General features: G+C 37.6%; 14 protein-coding genes. 5 read left to right on the forward strand and 9 right to left on the reverse strand.

The window, feature by feature from the left end:
* Positions 1-611 precede the first annotated feature (611 nt).
* The 4 genes from ACM26V_RS13300 to secA all read right to left on the reverse strand — a co-directional run bounded on the left by ACM26V_RS13300 (position 612) and on the right by secA (position 5,972).
* Positions 612-986: a c-type cytochrome gene (locus tag ACM26V_RS13300; RefSeq protein ID WP_416147193.1), complete on the reverse strand. Its 375-nt coding sequence runs from the start codon at positions 984-986 to the stop codon at positions 612-614.
* Between the two features lie 69 nt (positions 987-1,055).
* Positions 1,056-1,952: a YitT family protein gene (locus ACM26V_RS13305; protein WP_416147194.1), complete on the reverse strand. Its 897-nt coding sequence runs from the start codon at positions 1,950-1,952 to the stop codon at positions 1,056-1,058.
* A 275-nt stretch (positions 1,953-2,227) separates the two neighbouring features.
* A protein-coding gene (gene prfB, locus ACM26V_RS13310; protein ID WP_416147195.1) for a peptide chain release factor 2 occupies positions 2,228-3,329 on the reverse strand; the annotation gives its coding sequence in 2 pieces (ribosomal slippage) (positions 2,228-3,256 and positions 3,258-3,329; 1,101 coding nt in all).
* A 123-nt stretch (positions 3,330-3,452) separates the two neighbouring features.
* Positions 3,453-5,972, reverse strand: coding sequence for a preprotein translocase subunit SecA (secA, locus tag ACM26V_RS13315; protein WP_416147196.1), 2,520 nt, complete (start codon positions 5,970-5,972; stop codon positions 3,453-3,455).
* Positions 5,973-6,499: 527 nt separating this feature from the next.
* Between secA and glcT the strand changes: the two genes are divergently transcribed.
* Complete coding sequence (gene glcT / locus ACM26V_RS13320) at positions 6,500-7,330, forward strand: glucose PTS transporter transcription antiterminator GlcT (RefSeq protein WP_416151881.1); 831 nt, start codon at positions 6,500-6,502, stop codon at positions 7,328-7,330.
* A gap of 217 nt (positions 7,331-7,547) precedes the next feature.
* A complete protein-coding gene (gene ptsG, locus ACM26V_RS13325; protein ID WP_416147197.1) occupies positions 7,548-9,584 on the forward strand; it encodes a glucose-specific PTS transporter subunit IIBC in 2,037 nt (678 codons plus the stop codon).
* A 235-nt stretch (positions 9,585-9,819) separates the two neighbouring features.
* Here the strand turns inward: ptsG and hpf are convergent, their stop codons facing one another.
* Both hpf and ACM26V_RS13335 read right to left on the reverse strand, forming a co-directional pair.
* Positions 9,820-10,371: a ribosome hibernation-promoting factor, HPF/YfiA family gene (gene hpf, locus ACM26V_RS13330; protein WP_416147199.1), complete on the reverse strand. Its 552-nt coding sequence runs from the start codon at positions 10,369-10,371 to the stop codon at positions 9,820-9,822.
* Positions 10,372-10,795: 424 nt separating this feature from the next.
* Positions 10,796-10,993 (reverse strand): cold shock domain-containing protein, encoded by a 198-nt coding sequence (locus ACM26V_RS13335; RefSeq protein ID WP_416147200.1) that lies wholly within the window; start codon positions 10,991-10,993, stop codon positions 10,796-10,798.
* A gap of 747 nt (positions 10,994-11,740) precedes the next feature.
* Between ACM26V_RS13335 and ACM26V_RS13340 the strand changes: the two genes are divergently transcribed.
* Together ACM26V_RS13340 and ACM26V_RS13345 are read left to right on the forward strand one after the other, a co-directional pair.
* Entirely contained in the window at positions 11,741-12,220 is a 480-nt protein-coding gene (locus ACM26V_RS13340) for a single-stranded DNA-binding protein (protein WP_416147201.1), read from the forward strand.
* 39 nt (positions 12,221-12,259) lie between these two features.
* Entirely contained in the window at positions 12,260-12,508 is a 249-nt protein-coding gene (locus ACM26V_RS13345) for a hypothetical protein (RefSeq protein ID WP_416147202.1), read from the forward strand.
* Between the two features lie 87 nt (positions 12,509-12,595).
* On the opposite strand, the gene manA is transcribed toward ACM26V_RS13345, so the two are convergent.
* The gene (gene manA / locus ACM26V_RS13350; protein ID WP_416147203.1) at positions 12,596-13,558 is read right to left on the reverse strand and encodes a mannose-6-phosphate isomerase, class I; all 963 of its coding nucleotides are present in this window, start codon (positions 13,556-13,558) and stop codon (positions 12,596-12,598) included.
* 281 nt (positions 13,559-13,839) lie between these two features.
* Here manA and ACM26V_RS13355 point away from each other — a divergent pair, with 281 nt between their 5' ends.
* Entirely contained in the window at positions 13,840-15,612 is a 1,773-nt protein-coding gene (locus tag ACM26V_RS13355; protein WP_416147204.1) for an alpha-glycosidase, read from the forward strand.
* 344 nt (positions 15,613-15,956) lie between these two features.
* On the opposite strand, the gene ACM26V_RS13360 is transcribed toward ACM26V_RS13355, so the two are convergent.
* Both ACM26V_RS13360 and ACM26V_RS13365 read right to left on the reverse strand, forming a co-directional pair.
* The gene (locus tag ACM26V_RS13360) at positions 15,957-18,434 is read right to left on the reverse strand and encodes a beta-mannosidase (RefSeq protein WP_416147205.1); all 2,478 of its coding nucleotides are present in this window, start codon (positions 18,432-18,434) and stop codon (positions 15,957-15,959) included.
* A gap of 89 nt (positions 18,435-18,523) precedes the next feature.
* Positions 18,524-19,594 (reverse strand): LacI family DNA-binding transcriptional regulator, encoded by a 1,071-nt coding sequence (locus tag ACM26V_RS13365; RefSeq protein WP_416147206.1) that lies wholly within the window; start codon positions 19,592-19,594, stop codon positions 18,524-18,526.
* Between the last annotated feature and the right edge of the window lie 7 nt (positions 19,595-19,601).

Here is a 19,601-nt window from a genome sequence, read left to right on the forward strand (position 1 = left end):
ATGCTGTCTTCACATGAAGTAAACTACAGACATGACGAATGTAGATATAGTTATATAGATCTATAAAATTACTTTTATTTAAAATAGAACAAATATTGTTTTTTTGACAGTCTATTCCCACAACCACATTATATCATCATTATTCGCCATTAAAAGTTAAAGTTTTTTACAATTTGATTGCAAATCATTGCAAAAAAATAACACTATGACTATAATAGCATGACTTTTCACCACTTCACATTGGTATATCATTCCTATTTTTTAAACTAAAATGTAACAAAAGTGAAATATTAGACAAAGAATATTTTCGTAACAAGTTTTTTGATTCTGACAGATAAACGTCACATTTGTATATATATACAGACAATTCCAACATTTATATTAATCCTTACAACACATTAATAATTAATTCCTTCACAGTAGCGACTCCATTCCGACATATAAAAATTTGATAGAAATCATAACTTAACCACTCGTTCCATTTATGACGATGTACTCAAAATCAAAACTTATTCACAACTTGAAAATCTATCATTTTTTGGCAAGAAAAAAAGAACCTTAAAGCAAATGCTTTAAAGCTCATGAAAAATTACTAATTTAAGTCTAAATTCTTATTGTTCTGCAACCCATGCGGCAACATCTTCTGCGTCCTCACCCTCAACAAGATCTGCTGGCATTCCTGTTCGTCCTTCGTGAATTGCATCTAGTACTTCTTCATAATCATATCCAGTAATTGCGGGCCCTGACAATCCTTCTAGATTTCCACCGTGGCAAGAGGAACAACTTCCAGCCCCTCCATAAAGGTCTTCACCATTTGCGAGATCATACGTCCCCTCTGTACCTTCATTTCCAGCATTATTTGTTTCTTCAACATTATTGTTTGTGTCGTCTGTCGGTGCTGCTTCATTGTCTGTGGCATTATTTCCTCCGCACGCTCCTAGGAGAATGCCCGCCCCCAACATCAAAGTTAGAATTTTTCTCATCATTTAACCTCCTCATAATAATTTCAATAAATAATATTGGTAAGTATTTCTACTCCCTTAATTATTATCTTACTATTTTTTTTTGAATCCTTCACCTAAAACTTCTGATGCGTTACTTACGATGACAAATGCAGACGGATCAATTGCCTTCACAATTCGTTTTAATTTCGTGACCTCATTCCTACCTACAACACACATTAGAACAGGTCTTTCGTGGTTTGTATAGCCCCCAAAACCAGATAGCTTCGTTACTCCTCTGTCTACTTGAGTTAGTAGACCTTGTTTCACTTCTTCATCATTTTCTGAAATAACCATTACCATTTTCGAATAACCAAAACCTACTTGAACTAAATCAATTGTTTTACCGGTTGTAAATAGACTGATTAAAGCATAAAGCGCATATTCAAACCCAAACACTGCAGCAGAAGATGCCACAACAAGGCCATCCATCATAAACACACAGACGCCTAGGCTTAGTCCAGTGAATTTATTAACAATCTGTGCTGCTAAATCAGTACCTCCTGTGGAAGACTGCGATCGAAAAACAATTCCTAAACCTAAGCCAACTCCAACCCCACCAAAAATCGCTGCAAGAAGTGGATCGGACGTGGCCGGCTCTAAATCTCTTGTTATATAAACAATAAAAGGAAGAAATAGTGTTCCTGCTAATGTTTTTGAACCATATAGAATACTTCCAGAAATACTTCCTCCAAGGAGTAATACCCCGGCTATGAATAATGGAATATTGAGTGCCCATTGTGTGTACGCTGGTTCAAATTGTGAAATGCTATAAACAATAGTTGAAATCCCAGCAACGCCACCTGAAGCGATTTGATTCGGTAAAAGGAATAGATTAAACGTAACAGCAACAAATGCTGAGCCGAGAAAGACATGAGCAAAATCAAATATTATCCTCTGCATCGGTGTTAATGGCTCTAAATCCCTTTTTCTTTGCAGTTTTTTCATCATTATTATCACCTTAATTTCCATTAGTTATGTATGATAAATCTATTCAATAAAAATGTCTTACCTAAATTAATCCTTTTGTAGTATATCATCGCTTCTTTGGCCTGTATACGCCATCAAGCTAACGCTTTAACAAGGTGATTTAATATTGTGGTGATTAAATGATACATTCTTTAGAAATACACCATAAAAAAACCTAGAAACTAACTGGTTTGTGAACCAATTTGTTTCTAGGTTTCGTATTAAACAGATAATTTATTGACTTTTATTACAAATATTTAATCGATTTGTGATCGTAAGTAAGCATCAATAAAGGGGGCAAGCTCTCCATCCATCACTGCTTGGGTATTTCCCGTTTCCATATCAGTCCGGTGATCTTTCACCATGTTATATGGATGAAAAACATATGAGCGAATTTGACTTCCCCAACCAATTTCAGATTGTTCTCCTCGGATTTTTAATGCTTCCTCTTTCTGCCGATCCATTTCTTGTTGAAATAATTTTGCTTTTAACATCTTCATCGCTTGCTCACGATTTTTAATTTGTGAGCGTTCAGCTTGACAACTTACAACAGTGTTTGTCGGTAAATGTGTCATTCGAACTGCCGAATCCGTCGTATTTACGTGTTGTCCTCCGGCTCCACTAGATCGAAATGTATCTATCCGTAAATCATCCGGTGACACGGTTATTTCTACCGTATCATCTAATTCTGGCATTACATCACACGAAGCAAATGATGTATGGCGTCTGCCAGATGAATCAAATGGCGAAATGCGTACGAGGCGGTGAACCCCTTTTTCTGACTTTAAATTTCCAAATGCATTGTGGCCTTGGATAAAGAGAGTAACACTTTTCAGACCCGCTTCATCACCCGGCAAATAATCCATTGTTTCCACTTTGTAATTCTTTGACTCCGCCCATCGAGTGTACATCCTTAACAACATGAGTGCCCAATCTTGTGATTCCGTCCCTCCTGCACCAGGGTGTAATTCTAAAATCGCATTGTTTTGATCATAAGGACCACTCAAGAGTAATTGCAACTCAAAATCGTTAATCTTTGAAATTAATTCAATAATTCCTGTATTGAGCTCTGTTAATAACTCATGGTCATTCTCTTCTTTGCCTAATTCATAGGAAACTTCTAGATCTTCAAGTTCAGCTTCCATTTTACGATACGTATCAACCATCGACTTCAGTGCATTATTTTCAGAGATCACCTTTTGTGCTTTGGACTGGTCTTCCCAAAATGATGGCTCTGACATGTCATTTTCTAATTCAGCAATTCGAGTCTCTTTGTTTTCTAAGTCAAAGAGACCCCCTAAAGTCCGCTAATCGCTTAGCCATCGCTGTTAATTCATGGTTCATTTCAGATATTTCCATGATTATTCACCTCTAACTGATTTTTTGATCACACCTGGTTAAAACATTCTATACTTGTTTGTCAACTATCAAAAAGGAGAAGGCGCTTTGACCAAAGCACCTTCCTACATTTTCAAGTTTGATTTATTTCCCATGACACTGTTTATATTTTTTTCCTGATCCGCACGGACAAATATCGTTTCTACCGATCGTTTCTCCCTTACGGAAAGGGGTTTTCGACTTTGCTTCTTTACTGTTATCTGTCGTACTTCGATGAACAGCTTTGCCTTCAGCTACTTGCTTACGTTCCAAGTTTGATTGAATTTGTGCCTTCATAATATATCGAGAAACTTCTTCTTCAATACTTGCGATCATCGCTTCAAACATTTCAAAACCTTCGAATTTATATTCACGAAGTGGATCGTTTTGACCGTAAGCGCGTAAATGAATCCCTTGTCGTAACTGATCCATTTGGTCAATGTGGCTGGTCCACTTTGAGTCAACCGTACGCAAAAGAATGACTCGTTCGAATTCACGCATCGTTTCAGAAGTGAATTCTTCCTCACGTCGATTGTATTCATCTTGAACTTTTTCGTTAATCAACTCGACCATTTCTTCTGACTCAAGTCCTTCAATCTCACTTAACGTCACTTCTTGTTCATTTAAAACTGTTGCATTAATGACGTCGACAATGCCTTGAAGGTTCCAGTCTTCCGGAACTTCATCCGGTGGAGTATAAAGTGACACGTTTCTTTCTACAGTAGACTCCAGCATTTTTTCAACTACTGGGCGTAAATTTTCTGACTCAAGTACTTCCATTCGTTGTTCATAGATCACGTCACGTTGCTCTCTCATGACATCGTCGTATTGAAGTAATTGTTTACGAGCATCGAAGTTATTTCCTTCGACTCGTTTTTGTGCCTGTTCTACTGCACGTGAGACGAGTTTACTTTCAATCGGCTGATCTTCATCCATTCCCATACGTTCCATCATTTTACCCATATTTTCTGAGCCAAATCTGCGCATCAAAGTGTCTTCAAGTGATAGGAAAAAACGAGACTGACCGGGATCACCTTGACGACCTGAACGACCACGAAGTTGATTATCAATTCGACGACTTTCATGCCGTTCGGTACCTAAAACAAATAAACCTCCTAGTTCTGTCACACCTTTACCTAACTTAATATCCGTTCCACGACCAGCCATGTTTGTAGCAATCGTAACCGCTTTAGGCTGACCAGCATTTTCAATAATTTCAGCTTCATGTTCATGATTTTTCGCATTCAAAACATTATGTGGCACTTTCTTCTTTTTTAACATGTTTGAAATCAACTCAGATGTATCAACACTCACGGTACCAACAAGGACAGGTTGACCTTTGTCGTGCAACTCATGAATTTCTTCGATGATTGCTTTAAATTTTCCATTCATTGATTTAAAGACTAAGTCCGGCTTATCTTCTCGAACGACAGGTTCATTTGTCGGAACAGAATATACATTCATCCCATAAATGTTACGGAATTCTTCTTCTTCCGTTTTAGCTGTTCCAGTCATTCCAGCAAGTTTTTCGTACATTCTGAAATAGTTTTGAAAAGTAATCGAAGCGAGTGTCATACTCTCACGTTTGATCTCTAATCCTTCTTTTGCTTCTATGGCTTGATGAAGTCCATCACTATAACGTCGCCCTTTCATTAAACGCCCTGTGAACGTGTCTACAATCGCTACTTCACTATCATCAACAACATAGTCTTCATCTCGAATCATCACTTTATGTGCTTTCAATGCTTGGTTAATATGGTGATTTAACTGCACATGCTCAGAGTCGAAGAGGTTATCAATATTAAAAGCACGTTCTGCTTTACTTACTCCAGCATCGGTCATCTGCACATTTTTAGCTTTTTCGTCGTACGTATAATCCTCCTCCTCTGTTAACATACGCACGAAAGAGTTTGCTGCCGTATACAGTTCAGTCGTTCGTTGAGCTGAACCAGAAATGATTAATGGTGTTCTCGCTTCATCAACTAAAATGGAATCCACTTCATCGACAATTGCAAAGTGCAATGGTCGCTGAACCATCTGCTCTTTATAAGTCACCATGTTGTCACGCAAATAATCAAACCCGAATTCGTTGTTTGTACCATAAGTTACATCCGCTAAATACGCTTCATGTTTTTCTTCCTTAGTCATTCCACTTAAATTAAGCCCTACAGTTAATCCTAGGAAGTTATACAATTCTCCCATGTCTGCAGCATCACGCCGAGCTAAATATTCATTAACAGTAACAACGTGGACGCCTTTACCTGTAATTGCATTTAAATATACAGCAAGTGTCGCTACGAGCGTTTTACCTTCTCCGGTTTTCATTTCTGAAATATCACCGCGATGCAGGACAATACCACCCAATAATTGTACAGGATAATGCGTCATCCCAAGTGACCTTGTTGCTCCTTCTCGAACAACCGCAAACGCTTCTGGAAGGAGAGCTTCTAGTTTCTCGCCATCTTGGTACCGTTGTTTAAAACCATCAGTTTTTTTGCGAAGTCCATCATCACTAAGTTTCTTAATATCTTCGCCTTGAGCTTCGATATCATCAATATATTTTTGCAACTTCTTTAAATGGCGTGCATCCGTATCTCCAATGACCTTTCTTAATAAACCTAACATCGGACATTGCTCCCTTTTCGTTTTTTCTATAGTTATATGATAGTCTTACTTGTAATGGGTGTAACGATCCGTTTCTTTTAGCATACTAGAAAAACTTGGATTCTCGCCAAATCCTTCATGGCGAAAGCCTTAGTTTATCTTATACTTTAATCCTATAGCAAAGTTAAACATTCCTAAAGTACTAAAAAGTTAAAAGACGAACCACTTAAAATACTTACTCACCCTTCACTTAATAAATTTTCAAGTAAATCCACTGACTTCAGGCTACTAGTTATTTTATCAGTTTGCCTTAAAGCTTACAAGCAGACAAGAGCATTGAACACTTTTTTACGGCTGTAAAAGTAGTCTGTATAATACTTAGTGAAATTTACATTGAACTGAAGGTGACTATTATCTATAATAATACTACTGTTAACTTTCTTTCCATTCAAGAAAGTTAGTTACCTTACATAATATTTAGTAATAAAAGTTCGCAGGCGTTTTAAGGATTTCTAATACGTTTGACTATGTTTTTCGGAGATGATGCTATGCTGTCCGTAAAGAAAATATTAAATAACAACGTCATTATCGCCGAGCATCGTCAATACGGTGAAGTCGTTTTGATCGGAAAAGGATTAGGCTTCGGAAAGCACCCAGGGCAAGAAGTTGCTGGAGAACACGCTGAAAAGTTTTTCGTTTTAAAAGATGCTGAAGAACAAAAACAGTTTAAGAGTTTACTTGAATACATTGACGAAGATTTTATTGGTTTAATGAATGAATTTACTGAGAAGTTAGAGAGTCGTTTTGGCGCAAAGTTGCATGAACACATTCATGTTGGATTGACTGATCACCTTTACTTTGCAATCAAGCGAATTCGCAAAGGTCATGGGATTACTAATCCTTTTTTACAGGAAACGGAACTGGCATACCCTCAAGAATTCGCTGCTGCTACTGAATTAATTGAGTGGTTAAATAAAAAATTAAACATTATTATCCCCAAAGGTGAAATCGGATTTATTACACTCCATATTCATAGCGCTTTAACGAACAGAAACTTAGCTGAAATTAATCGCCATACACAACTTGTAAGTGAATTGGTGACGATTATTGAGGATTATTTTAAATTGAAAATCAGCCGTAAAGATATGAATTATCTCAGACTTGTTCGTCATTTACATCACGCTATTGAACGTATTCAGACAGAGTCCTACATCGAAAATCAGGATAATTTAAAAAAGGTATTGCAAGCTGAATATCCATTATGCTATACTTTGTCCTGGAAGTTGATGAAAATCATGCAACAACGTTTACAATTGACAGTTCCTGACGCGGAGGCCGTTTACTTAACCTTGCATTTACAGCGATTGAAAAATGAATAATAAATCGGAATTCCGTTTAAAAACGACTCTTTTTCCGTGTTACTGGTTTAATTATGCAGGCATGAGTGAAAAAGGATTGTAGTGGAAAGCCTATGAGAGAAGTCTATTCTCTTCTAGGGTCACCTACATTCTTTTTCGTTCATGCCTTTTTTGTTGTTTTGATTACTATCACTTCCATTCCAAAACATTTCATTAAATTTAAAAGGAGGATATTAAAATGTTCAAGAAACTTTTTGGGCAATTGCAGCGTATTGGTAAATCACTAATGTTACCAGTAGCAATCTTACCAGCTGCCGGTTTATTACTTGCATTTGGTAATGCAATGGGCAACGAAAACATGATTAACCTCTTACCTTTTTTAGCGAATGATTTTTTTGCTTCTCTAGGTAATATGATGGAACAAGCTGGGGGAATTGTCTTTGATAACCTAGCAATTATCTTTGCTCTCGGTGTTGCCGTTGGGTTAACAAATGGGGCTGGTGTTGCCGCTCTCGCCGCTTTAGTTGGTTTTCTAGTAATGAATATGACAATGGGTGTTATTGGTGGGTTAACTGTCGATAGCGTTATTGCTGGCGAAGACCCTGCACACGCACTTGTCTTAGGTATTCCAACACTTCAAACAGGGGTATTCGGTGGTATTCTTATTGGTGCTCTTGCTGCGTGGGCTTATAACAGGTATTTCACAATCGAATTGCCTGCATTCTTAGGTTTCTTCTCGGGGAAACGATTTGTTCCTATTGTTACAGCTTTTGCGTCATTCTTTGTCGGGGTCGCTTTATTCTTTATTTGGCCTCCCATTCAAGACGGTATGAACGCTGCATCAATCTTCTTAATGGAAGAAGCGATGACAGTTGCCGTGTTCTTCTTTGGTTTCATTAAACGTTTATTGATTCCATTTGGTCTTCACCATATTTTCCATGCTCCATTTTGGTTTGAATTTGGCCAATATACGAATGTTGCAGGTGATATCGTCCGCGGGGATTTAAACATCTTCTTCGCACAGTTGAGTGACGGTGTTGATATTACAGCTGGTCACTTTATGGCTGGGGAATTCCCGATTATGATGTTTGGTCTCCCAGCTGCTGCACTTGCTATGTATCATCAAGCTCGTCCAGAAAATAAAAAAGTCGTTGGTGGACTTTTAGGTTCTGCCGCTTTAACTTCTTTCTTAACAGGGATAACAGAACCAATTGAATTTTCTTTCTTGTTTTTATCACCAGTACTATTTGTAATTCACGCTGCATTAGACGGCCTCTCCTTCGTGATATTATACTGGCTGAACGTCAATTTAGGTTACACCTTCTCAGGTGGTGCGATTGACTTCTTACTATTCGGTGTAGTTCCAGGTCGAGAGCCATGGTGGATCGTCATCATAGTCGGTATCATCTTTGCGGTGATTTACTATGTGCTATTCACATTCATGATCAAGAAATTCAACTTAATGACTCCTGGTCGTGAAAAGCCCGAAGAAGACAATGGTTCAGGACCAGCTAAAAAAACAGGAAATACAGAACTTCCTCATGAAATCCTTAAAGCCTTTGGCGGCAAGGACAACTTAACTCACTTAGATGCTTGTATTACTCGTCTTCGTATAAGCGTAAAAGATGTTGAGCAAGTCGATAAAGATAGATTGAAAAAACTTGGCGCTTCAGGTGTCATGCAAGTAAATGATAATATGCAAGCCATTTTTGGCCCACGTTCTGAAACAATCAAAAGTCAAATGGAAGACATTATTAGTGGAAAGACACCAGTACCTGAAGAAGAGGTTTCGAATGAATCTCCAGCATCTGTTGTAAGTAATGTCGCGTTATCCATGCCTTTAAAAGGTGAGATTAAAGAGCTTTCTGAAGTACCAGATCAAATGTTTGCCGAAAAAATGATGGGTGACGGTTTTGCTATTGAACCTGCAGATGGTGAGGTTGTATCTCCTGTAGATGGAAAAATCGTAAACTTATTCGCAACGAAGCACGCGATTGGCATCGAAGCAGCAGATGGTACAGAAATTCTCATTCATGTTGGAATCGATACTGTCAACTTGAAAGGTGAAGGTTTCACTGCTCATGTAGAACAAGGGGATAACGTAACAATTGGTCAGCCGCTTCTCACTTTTGACATTGATAGCATTCGTGAAAAAGCGCCATCTGTTATTACTCCAATCATCTTTACGAATTTAAGTGAAGAACAGTCCGTGAAGATTGAAAAAGCTGGCCATACAGAAAGAGGCGAAACGGACCGCGTTCGTATCGTGAAGTAATTGAAAGGAAATCTTAAGTTCTGAAAGTTTATTTTTTCCCGTCGGAATATTTTCCGACGGGTTTTTTTGATCATCTGTGTTCACTCCAACTGAATGTCACTTATCTAATCGCTCGTTTTACTGCCCTTCATCTCACCCTCGCGCTCTGAACGTCACAATTCCAACCATTTCCTCTTAACACAAATTACCACCAAAAAAAGTGCCTCCCAATGGGAAGCACTTTTTTATAATCGTTTTATTCAGGTTCAATTAAACCGTAACGTCCATCTTTTCTTTTATATACAACGTTTGTAAATCCACTAACGGCATTTGAGAATACAAAGAAGTTATGGCCTAGCATGTCCATTTGCAAAATAGCTTCTTCCGCGTCCATCGGTTTCAGATCAAATCGTTTTGTACGAACTACTTCGAAATCATCGTCATCCTCTGGTTCTTCGTCTGCTAATGGCTCTAGCTCATTTTTAAACATATACTTTAAACTATCTTCACCGCGATACTTGCGATTTACTTTTGTTTTATGTTTTCGAATTTGTCGTTCTAATTTTTCTATTACAAGATCAATGGCAGCATACATGTCAGAATGCTTTTCCTCAGCACGTAACAATAGTTTCGGCATAGGAATCGTAATTTCTACTTTTTGATTCTTGTTTAATACACTCATTTTAACATGTACATCAGATGAAGGAACCGTATCGAAATACTTTTCAATCTTACCTACCTTTTTCTCGACATACTCTCTCAATGCTGGAGTAATATCTAGGTTTTCGCCACGAATATTAAAATTCATAAGCAAATTCCTCCTTTCGGTTATGTATCTAATATTCCACATTCCCTCATTATATTCCTGCTTAAACATAAATAAAAATTAAATTTTTTGTCGAAATTATTTATAAAATTTAGAGTTTATTCTAGCAGACGATAATTTGGAGGCTTTGTGGTTTATATCATCTTAACATACTTTTGATTGAATTTTAATTTTAAAGAGACAATGGAGACGAAAACCCGTTTTCCAGTAAACTTATGGAAGACGGGTTTTCTCATTATAAATTTTTAACACATATAGGTTTTAATCAATTGCTTCTGCTAAATACTTTTTCAGTATATAATTGGTTTACTAGTTGAGTAAAACGAGTGCACATAAATTACTCCTGACAAAAACTGTACATTGCTTAACTATTATAAAAACAATCTTTAACTTCAGCGTTGCACGTTTATATCTTAACTACATTTGAAGCTTGTGGTCCTCGAGTACCTTCAACAATTTCAAACTGAACATCTTGACCTTCTTCTAATGTTTTAAAACCATCTTGATCAATCGCTGAATAATGAACGAAAACATCATCACCATCTTCGCGTTCAATAAATCCAAATCCTTTTTCGGCATTAAACCATTTTACTTTCCCATGCATATTCTTAACACAATCCCTTCGTTAAAAATCTGTAGGTTAAGCCTACATTTTTAATATAACAACCGATGAATCATTCGTCAATTCCTTTTAATCTGATTATTTCGACAAATAAGATCTTATACACCGCAGTGATGATAACGCTTCCTTATATTCTAATTTAAACAATTATCCTTCACAAAATTGTAACATTTTGATTCTAGATAATAGTCCTAAAGATCCATTGCATATTGTATTTATATCCAATAAGATACAACTATAGAAATGAGATCCAAACTATTCTACCCTTTTCATATGAATATATCCCCGTTTGTTAAACGATCCTCAACTTAGATTTTTTTCACCTTAGCTTCGTTTTAATAATACATCTCTTGGCCTAATAATACATAATTCTCCAAGGCCATTGTGGTTAACTTAACTCTTATCCTCTAAGAGCTTCCTACACTTATCTCAGCAGAAATCACTCATAACTTATTGCACCATTGAGACGAGCGCATTCTAAAAGTTAAACACTAAACTCTTTTCATGAGGGAAAAACTTTCATAAAATTCATCTCATGTTCCCTCTCCTCATCTACCTAATGCCTAAAGGAGGTGTTAAACCTTATTTGTTAACAATTCTTATTCCCACAATAGCTTCATTACTTTTATTGACTTGGTAACTGTCCCTTCCTCAATTTTAAACTTTCGTACAACCGCGCTTCATATTACCCTCGAAACTATACAACTACCCTAAGGAGTGAAAAATATTATGTTTAATCAATTTACTTTAATCGGCCGTATGACGAAAACTCCGCAATTACAAACAACAAGAGAAGGATCAAATTACACTCGCTTTACATTAGCAGTAAGAAGACCATTTAAAAATCAATCTGGGGACTATGACACTGACTTCATTCAATTAGTATCGTGGAATAAACTAGCGGAAACTGTCGCAGATTTCTGTACTAAAGGGTCGCTCATCTCTGTCACTGGTAGACTGCAGATGAGGTCATTTGATGTTGACAATCAAAAACGTTTGACTGTACCTGACGCAATCGCTGAAAATGTCACCTTTTTACAAATGAAAAAAATGAAGGACCAAGAACAACGTGTTCATATTCCAGCTAAACCGGAATCTTCTCCTGATTCTTCATCCAACGATTCGAATCCACCTCAGCAAAATCAAGTATCTACGAAAGATCCTGTGGCTACATCAACAACCATAGCCGGTCTCCCTACTACCCAATGACAATTCTGGTTTGATAGTCAATTTATCAGGAGGAGTATAATGAATGAATTAGATTTAATCAAGGTGATAATGCATAAACTGTCCGTGATTGAAAAAACAATGATAAAGCAAGAGGATCTAGAAGAGATAAACGAACACCTGTTTGAACAAGAGTCAAACCTCAAAACTATTCAAGATAATTTAAAGGAAATAAAAGTAATGATGGAAATAAAACATATTGAAAACATGAACTCTGACGATATTCTACTTCGCTCTATTCTCGAAAATAAAGAAATTCAGTATAAATGAACGTAGTAAATCTAAATACTAAAAAGCCCTCCTAACCAGCTAAGAGGACTTTTTGGTATTTTTCGTATTATGTTGACTTTATGCTAACTAATTTTTAGTTGTTTCAGACACTACTAAAACCAAGTCTCCAGTTAATTCATAGTGATTGACGCCAGATGGAATGATAAAATGATCTCCTTTTTTTACTAGATGAACGGATTCCTCCGTTTGAATTTGACCAGCACCGTCGATAACACTAACAAGTTGGTAAGATGTATTAGAACGTTTTAGTGATCCCAAATTCTTTTCCAACGTCCATTTATGAACCGTAAAGTAATCTTCTTTAATGAGTTGCTCGACAACTAACCCTTCTTCTTTCCACAAAGGGCGATCTAGTTTCGCATCTTCATGAGGAACCATGGAACAAGCAATGGAATCATCAATATGAAGTTCACGCATCTTCCCATCTTGTCCCGGACGATCATAATCATAAAAACGGTAAGTAATGTCGGAGCTTTGTTGAATTTCAAGAAGTAGCACACCGCTGCCAATTGCATGGACCGTTCCACTTGGAACATAAACAAAATCTCCAGCTTTGACCGATACACGTCGAAATAATTCATCCCACTTTTTTTCATTAACTTGTTGTTTTAGCTCTTCTCGAGAGTTAGCACTGTGACCAAGAACAAGTTCCGCTCCAGGTTCACTATCAAGAATGTACCAACATTCCGTTTTTCCAAATGCATACCCTTCGTGCTCTTTCGCATACTGGTCATCGGGGTGAACTTGCACAGACAAATCATCTTGAGCATCGATAATTTTCACGAGAAGTGGAAATTCATCGCCTTCTTCATTGTCAAAAAGCTCGCGATGATTTTCCCATAATTGTCGAACAGACTTTCCTTTAAATTGTCCGTTTACTACTGTATTCGTTCCATTACCATGGCCGGAAATACCCCAACACTCTCCGGTTTGATCACTACTAATCTCATACCCGAAATGTTCTTTTAACTTGCTCCCGCCCCATATTTTTTCTTTTAACACTGGGTTTAATAGCAAAATATCATTCATAATATATAACTTCCCCGTTTCTTTTATTAGTTGATGTTTATAACAATATTAACTTAAATGTTGTCTGTCGTTTTCTTCATCTACATTGGACACCCTTTCATCGCAATGCTATACTACAAATAAATATGAAGTTGTTTTATGCCTTTCGGCGCAAACGATTGCATTCATTGGGATTACTACTTGTTCTGTCTTCAATTCTAGCCCTATTTGCGTTCATTTTCAATAAGGGGTCAACGTATTTTGGAAAAAAATCGGGGGCATCCCCCATTAGGAGGATTTTCATGTTATTAGAAGCAATTTATCATCAACCTAAATCTCAGTACGCCTACGCCTATGACAATGAAACATTGCACATTCGAGTCCGAACAAAACGTAATGATATGGACCAGGTCTCACTGGTAGGGGGAGACAAGTACGATTTTGTTCCCGAAAAATTGATAACAATAAAGATGAAAGTTTTTGCACAAGATAGTTTATTTGACTATTATCAAGTAGCAATCAAACCACCATTCCGCCGCTTTGCCTATGCATTTAAATTTCAAAAAGGTGACCGGACTGTTTTTTGGAACGAGATCGGTTTCACCGAAAATGAATTAAGTTCATCAGGTGTCGGCATGCTTTGGTCACCTTCAGGGATGTTCGAATTCCCATTCCTCAATCCAATTGATGTACATACACCCCCGGAATGGGTTAAAAATGCCGTCTTTTATCAAATCTTCCCAGAACGCTTTGCCAACGGCGATGCTTCTTTAAACCCTGAAAATGTCGAAGCGTGGACCCACGAATCTGTTCCAACTCGGGATAATTTCTTTGGTGGTGACCTTCAAGGCGTGATTGATAACCTTGATTATTTAAAAGATCTTGGAATAACTTGTATTTATTTCACACCATTTTTCGAAGCTTTCTCAAACCATAAATATGATACGATCGATTATTTAAAAGTTGACCCTCAATTCGGTGACAATAAAACAGCCAAAAAATTAGTAAAAGAAGCTCATAAAAAAGGGATTCGCATTATGTTAGATGCCGTATTTAATCATTCTGGCTTCTACTTCCCACCTTTTCAAGATGTCTTAAAGAACGGAAACAAATCTCGATTTAAAGAATGGTTCCATATTAAAGAACTACCTCTGTCTACTGATCCGCTAAACTACGACACATTCGGCTTTGTTCCAGAAATGCCTAAACTTGATACCGAACATCCCGAAGTAAAAGCGTACTTATTAGAAGTCGCTCGTTATTGGGTAGAGGACATCGGTGTCGACGGTTGGCGCTTGGACGTAGCAAATGAAGTCGATCATCGTTTCTGGCGTGAATTCCGCGATACGGTCAAACAAGCAAATCCAGAAGCGTATATCTTAGGTGAAATTTGGCATAATTCAATGGCTTGGCTTGATGGTGATCAATTTGATGCCGTTATGAATTATCCAGTGACAAACAGCATTCTAGACTTTTTTGTCAAAGATGAAATTGATGCTGAGACGTTCATGAGTCGGTTAGATGCGATGCAAATTGCTTATCCAAAGCAAGCAAATGAAGTTGCTTTTAACCTATTGGATTCGCATGACACACCACGTCTTCTTCATATCGCCGATGGCAACAAAGCACGCATGAAGTTAGCTGCTTTATTTCAACTCACTTACATGGGTGCACCGTGTATTTATTACGGCGATGAAATAGGCATGACAGGCGGCGGAGACCCTGGTTGCCGCCAACCGATGATCTGGGAAGAAGAGCATCAAGATCGTGAAATGTTTGAGTTCTATCAACACTTAATCAAGTTACGCAAAGACCATCCAGCTCTGCAAGATGGTACATTTCGATTCCTATCAGCTGAAAAGGGAAATAAATATATTGCATTCGAACGCACCGATGATATTAATCGGTTCATTATTGCGATAAATAGCAGCGATAAAAAACAAACAGTTACACTTACTGATATTCCTCAAGGTACGTTCCGTAAAGCAAACGGTACAGGAAGACACGAAGTGAAAGATCAGCAGCTCTCGCTCGATTTAGAGCCGTTGAGCGCTGTCATTTTAAAAGAAATGTAAGATTTACACTGAACAAGTCATACCTATGAAAATTAGCTAAGTGTTTATAAGGGTGTGGATGCCTCTACCTTGGCAAAAGCATTCTTTTTATTCATTAGGGAGTCATTCATCATGGTGATTTAGTAAACTCTGAATTGACTAGCGACTTAGACTCTACAAATTCTATTGAAGATTTCAACAAATACTGAATAGGCTTCTTTCGATTTGGCTATACTAAACCAATAATAGGATATCCCCTTCTATATTTGATATATTTATTTGCCCTCACCTTACTTTAACCCCTTAGTACAGGAGAGGGATTTTTATTTCACTTGTTTTTATACCTGTTCTTTCTACCCCTATTGTTATTTATAACTGTCAGCAAGAGATCTAACAACAATTTCTTTTGCTAATTCTTCTCGCGAGACCCCATTTTCTGTATTATCTTTTTTAACGGTGACAGTGACCGTTTCGTTTTTGTTAATATCAAAATAATTATCGGAAAAAACAACATCCATCTTTTTGCATGACAATTCAACATACCTCGCAAAAAAATCTGAAGTCACGTGAATGTGATACGCCACGTCAGATTCCGACGTCGTTACCGACAGTATTGGTTTCACAAAGTTGAAATGTTTTGCCGGAACAAAAAGAACTTTTCCTTGACTTGCTATTTGTTCCTCATCGTTGACTAAGGAAAATTCTAAATAATGGTCTCGTTGATCTTGATAGGTTATAAGCTTTTCTGAAAAATCTAGCTCAATTACTTGTTGCGCTGATGCCGGTTCGACGATCGCATCCATGGTCCCTTCTTCAACGATGCCACTATCCGCATCTCTCAGTGACCATAGAACTTTCCCTTTAAATGACGTCATGTGATCGTTCGTCACCACAATCTTAGCACCTTGCGAGTGTTCCTCTGCAGAAACTAACAGCATCGAGAAAAATCGCTTTGCAAAGTAGTGTAGTGCTTTCCATCTTCCGTAATAGTCTACGCTCGCCCAGGATGCCACCGGCCAACAATCATTCAACTGCCAATAAATTGCTCCCATTGATCTTCCCATATTTCTACGCCAATGTTCTACTCCATATTTAATTGCTTCTCCTTGCAGCAGTTGTGATGTGTAAAGCAAGGAATCAAAATCTTTAGGATACTGGAAGTTTTCCGCTAGATAATAAAGAATCTTGCCATTTGCATCGCCATTTTTTTGATGTTGTTCCATCACATGACTGAATATATTCCTGTCGTCTGGCTCCGTAAATGTTTCAACCGTTTTTAATGATGGGAACGATTGAAAACCAAACTCAGAAACGAATCTAAAATTGAATTTACGATAATCTGTAAAAGGTTTCAGGCCATGCCAAACATCCCAGTAATGGACATCTCCTTTGTTTTCATCGCTTGGTTCGTTGAAATTGCCACCTGAAGATGGGGAAGAAGGCCAATATGCAGTAGCTGGGTCTAGCTCTTCTACGATATCAGGAATCATTTTTTCAAAGAGAGTCAAATAATCTTGTTTATGCTTCTCTGTCTTTGGGAAATCCCAAGAAAGCCAAGCTTCTTCCATTTCGTTGTTTCCACACCACACACTTAAAGATGCGTGATGACGAATCCGTTTCACATTATCACGAACCTCTGCTTCTACAGTTTCAGCAAAGTTATCATTTAAATCGTATACAGCGCAGGCGAACATGAAATCCTGCCAAACGAGAAGACCATATTGGTCGCATAACTGATAAAACTCATCTGATGGATAATGGCCACCACCCCAAATTCGAATCATATTAAAATTAGCTGCTACACAATCTTGAATCAATCTTTCCGTCTTATCAATCGTTGCTCTTGGCAGTAAATTATCCTCTGGAATGTAGTTAGCACCTTTTGAAAAAACCGGGACTCCATTCACTCTAAAGAAAAACGATTCTCCCCATTTATCTTCTTCTTGAACGAGCTCCATCGTTCTTAAACCAATCTTATAATCTGCTTTATCTACTGTGGCATTTCCAGAAACTAATTGTACGTGTACCTTATAAAGAGGTTGCTCTCCGTACTGAACAGGAAACCATTTCTCTGGTTGTTCGACTGTGAAAGTGATTGTTTCTTCCCCATCTAATTCAACAATACCCCGTTTGTCTTCCGCAATAAGTTTTCCACGGGGGTCATAAAGTTGTGTGGATAACAAAAGGTTCTCGTCGCACCACTTCCGAGATTGAACCTTAACTGATAAATCGACCCTCTCGTCATTAAGATGATTTTGTGATATGTAGATGTCCTCTAACTCAGCTTTCGATCGCCCTTGAACATACACATCGCGCCACACACCCAAATCTGGTAGTTGCGGCCCCCAATCCCAACCGAACATGCTGTGCCCTTTACGTAAATGTGGGTACCCTTCCACCGCATCGTCAACACCCCAAATCGGAGTTTCTTTGTGCATTTTTTCTACAAATTTAAGCGGTGACAACAATAAGATTCGGATTTGATTTATCCCAACGAGCAGATGCTCTTTTACACTTAATTTATATGTCCTGTGCATATTATTCGTCTTGGCAATCAACGTATCATTCAGATAAATTTCCGATAGTGTATCAACCCCTTCAAATACTAACTCCAATTCATCATTTTTTAGCAAATCGTCAGTCACTTGAAACGTTCGATGATACTCATAGTCATTCTCGGATAACATTTTTATTTTATCTTCATTATCGCGATAAAAAGGGTCTTCGATTTTATTTTTCGTTAACAAATCATGATACACTGATCCTGGAACATTCCCCTCGAACCATTCCTCTTCTGTCGTACATCGTAAATTCCAGACACCATTAAGTAATAACTTTTCCAATTATGTCACTTCCTTTTTTGAAATATTAACACGTTTTATTTATTGTCTAATTTTGTATCAAAAACAAAAACTACATCAGACTCATTGGTTTACTTAGTTTTCCCATCTGCTTTTTCCTCACCTTTAGTGTCAGGACTAACGTCGACAGATCCCCTAATAATCATTTCACCTCGTAATAATAACTTTTCTTTAGGGGCGTCAGGGTTATTTTTCCTCCATATAAGTTTTGTTACAGACCTTTTACCAATCGCTTCTTTTAATACTTGGATCGTTGCTAATGGAGGATTGGTATACAAGCTGAAATCAACATTGTCAAACCCGGTCACTGAACAATCTTCTGGTACCTGATAACCAAATGCTTTTAATTCACTCATAAGAACAGACGCAATGTCATCATTCGCACATACAAAGGCTGTCGGGAAATGTTCTGAACTTTTTTCTCCTTCGTTTTTGATCCACTGATGAATCTCTTCTTTCATGCTATCGCTATAAGAAAAAGATAATGGTTCTTTCAACATCAAATTTCCATGTTGTTCAATAGCAGTGCGAAATCCAAGCCAACGATCATAAAAACTTTGAGAATGGTTTAAGTCTCCCACAAACGCAAAGTGTTTGTGTTCAAGCGTAATAAGGTGTTTCGTAAGTTTATTTACACCCTCAAAATTATCTTTAAAAATACAGTCAACCGAGATAAGCGGATCATCGTGATCAACGAGGACCATCGGAACAGCCAACTGTTTTAAATTGATCAATACCTCTTCAGATAACTTACCGACACCAATGATCCCATAAATACTCTCTACATTTACCATCTCTCTATAAGGCTGTTTCTCAGTAACAATAACTAACCCGATGTCATTTTCGTCACTGCCTTGTGAAATGCCTTCTAATACTTTCGCCCAATACATCGCCTCATCTTGATATTGTCGATTTGGTATGACGCATAACATAAACTGTGTCTCTTTTGTTGCTTGAGAGGGTCGTTTATTTTCATATTCAATCGTAAAGTTGTCATAGCCAAGTTGTTGCGCAATATATAGAATTTTCTTTCTTGTCTTCTCACTTACTCCTGGTTTTCCATTGAGTGTTTTAGAGACGACATATTTGGAAACGCCTGCACTATTAGCTATTTGTTCCATAGTTACTTTTTTTCTTGCCAAACTACTA

The sequence above is a fragment of the Salipaludibacillus sp. HK11 genome (genome assembly GCF_047795645.1).
Lineage (GTDB): Bacteria > Bacillota > Bacilli > Bacillales > Salisediminibacteriaceae > Salipaludibacillus.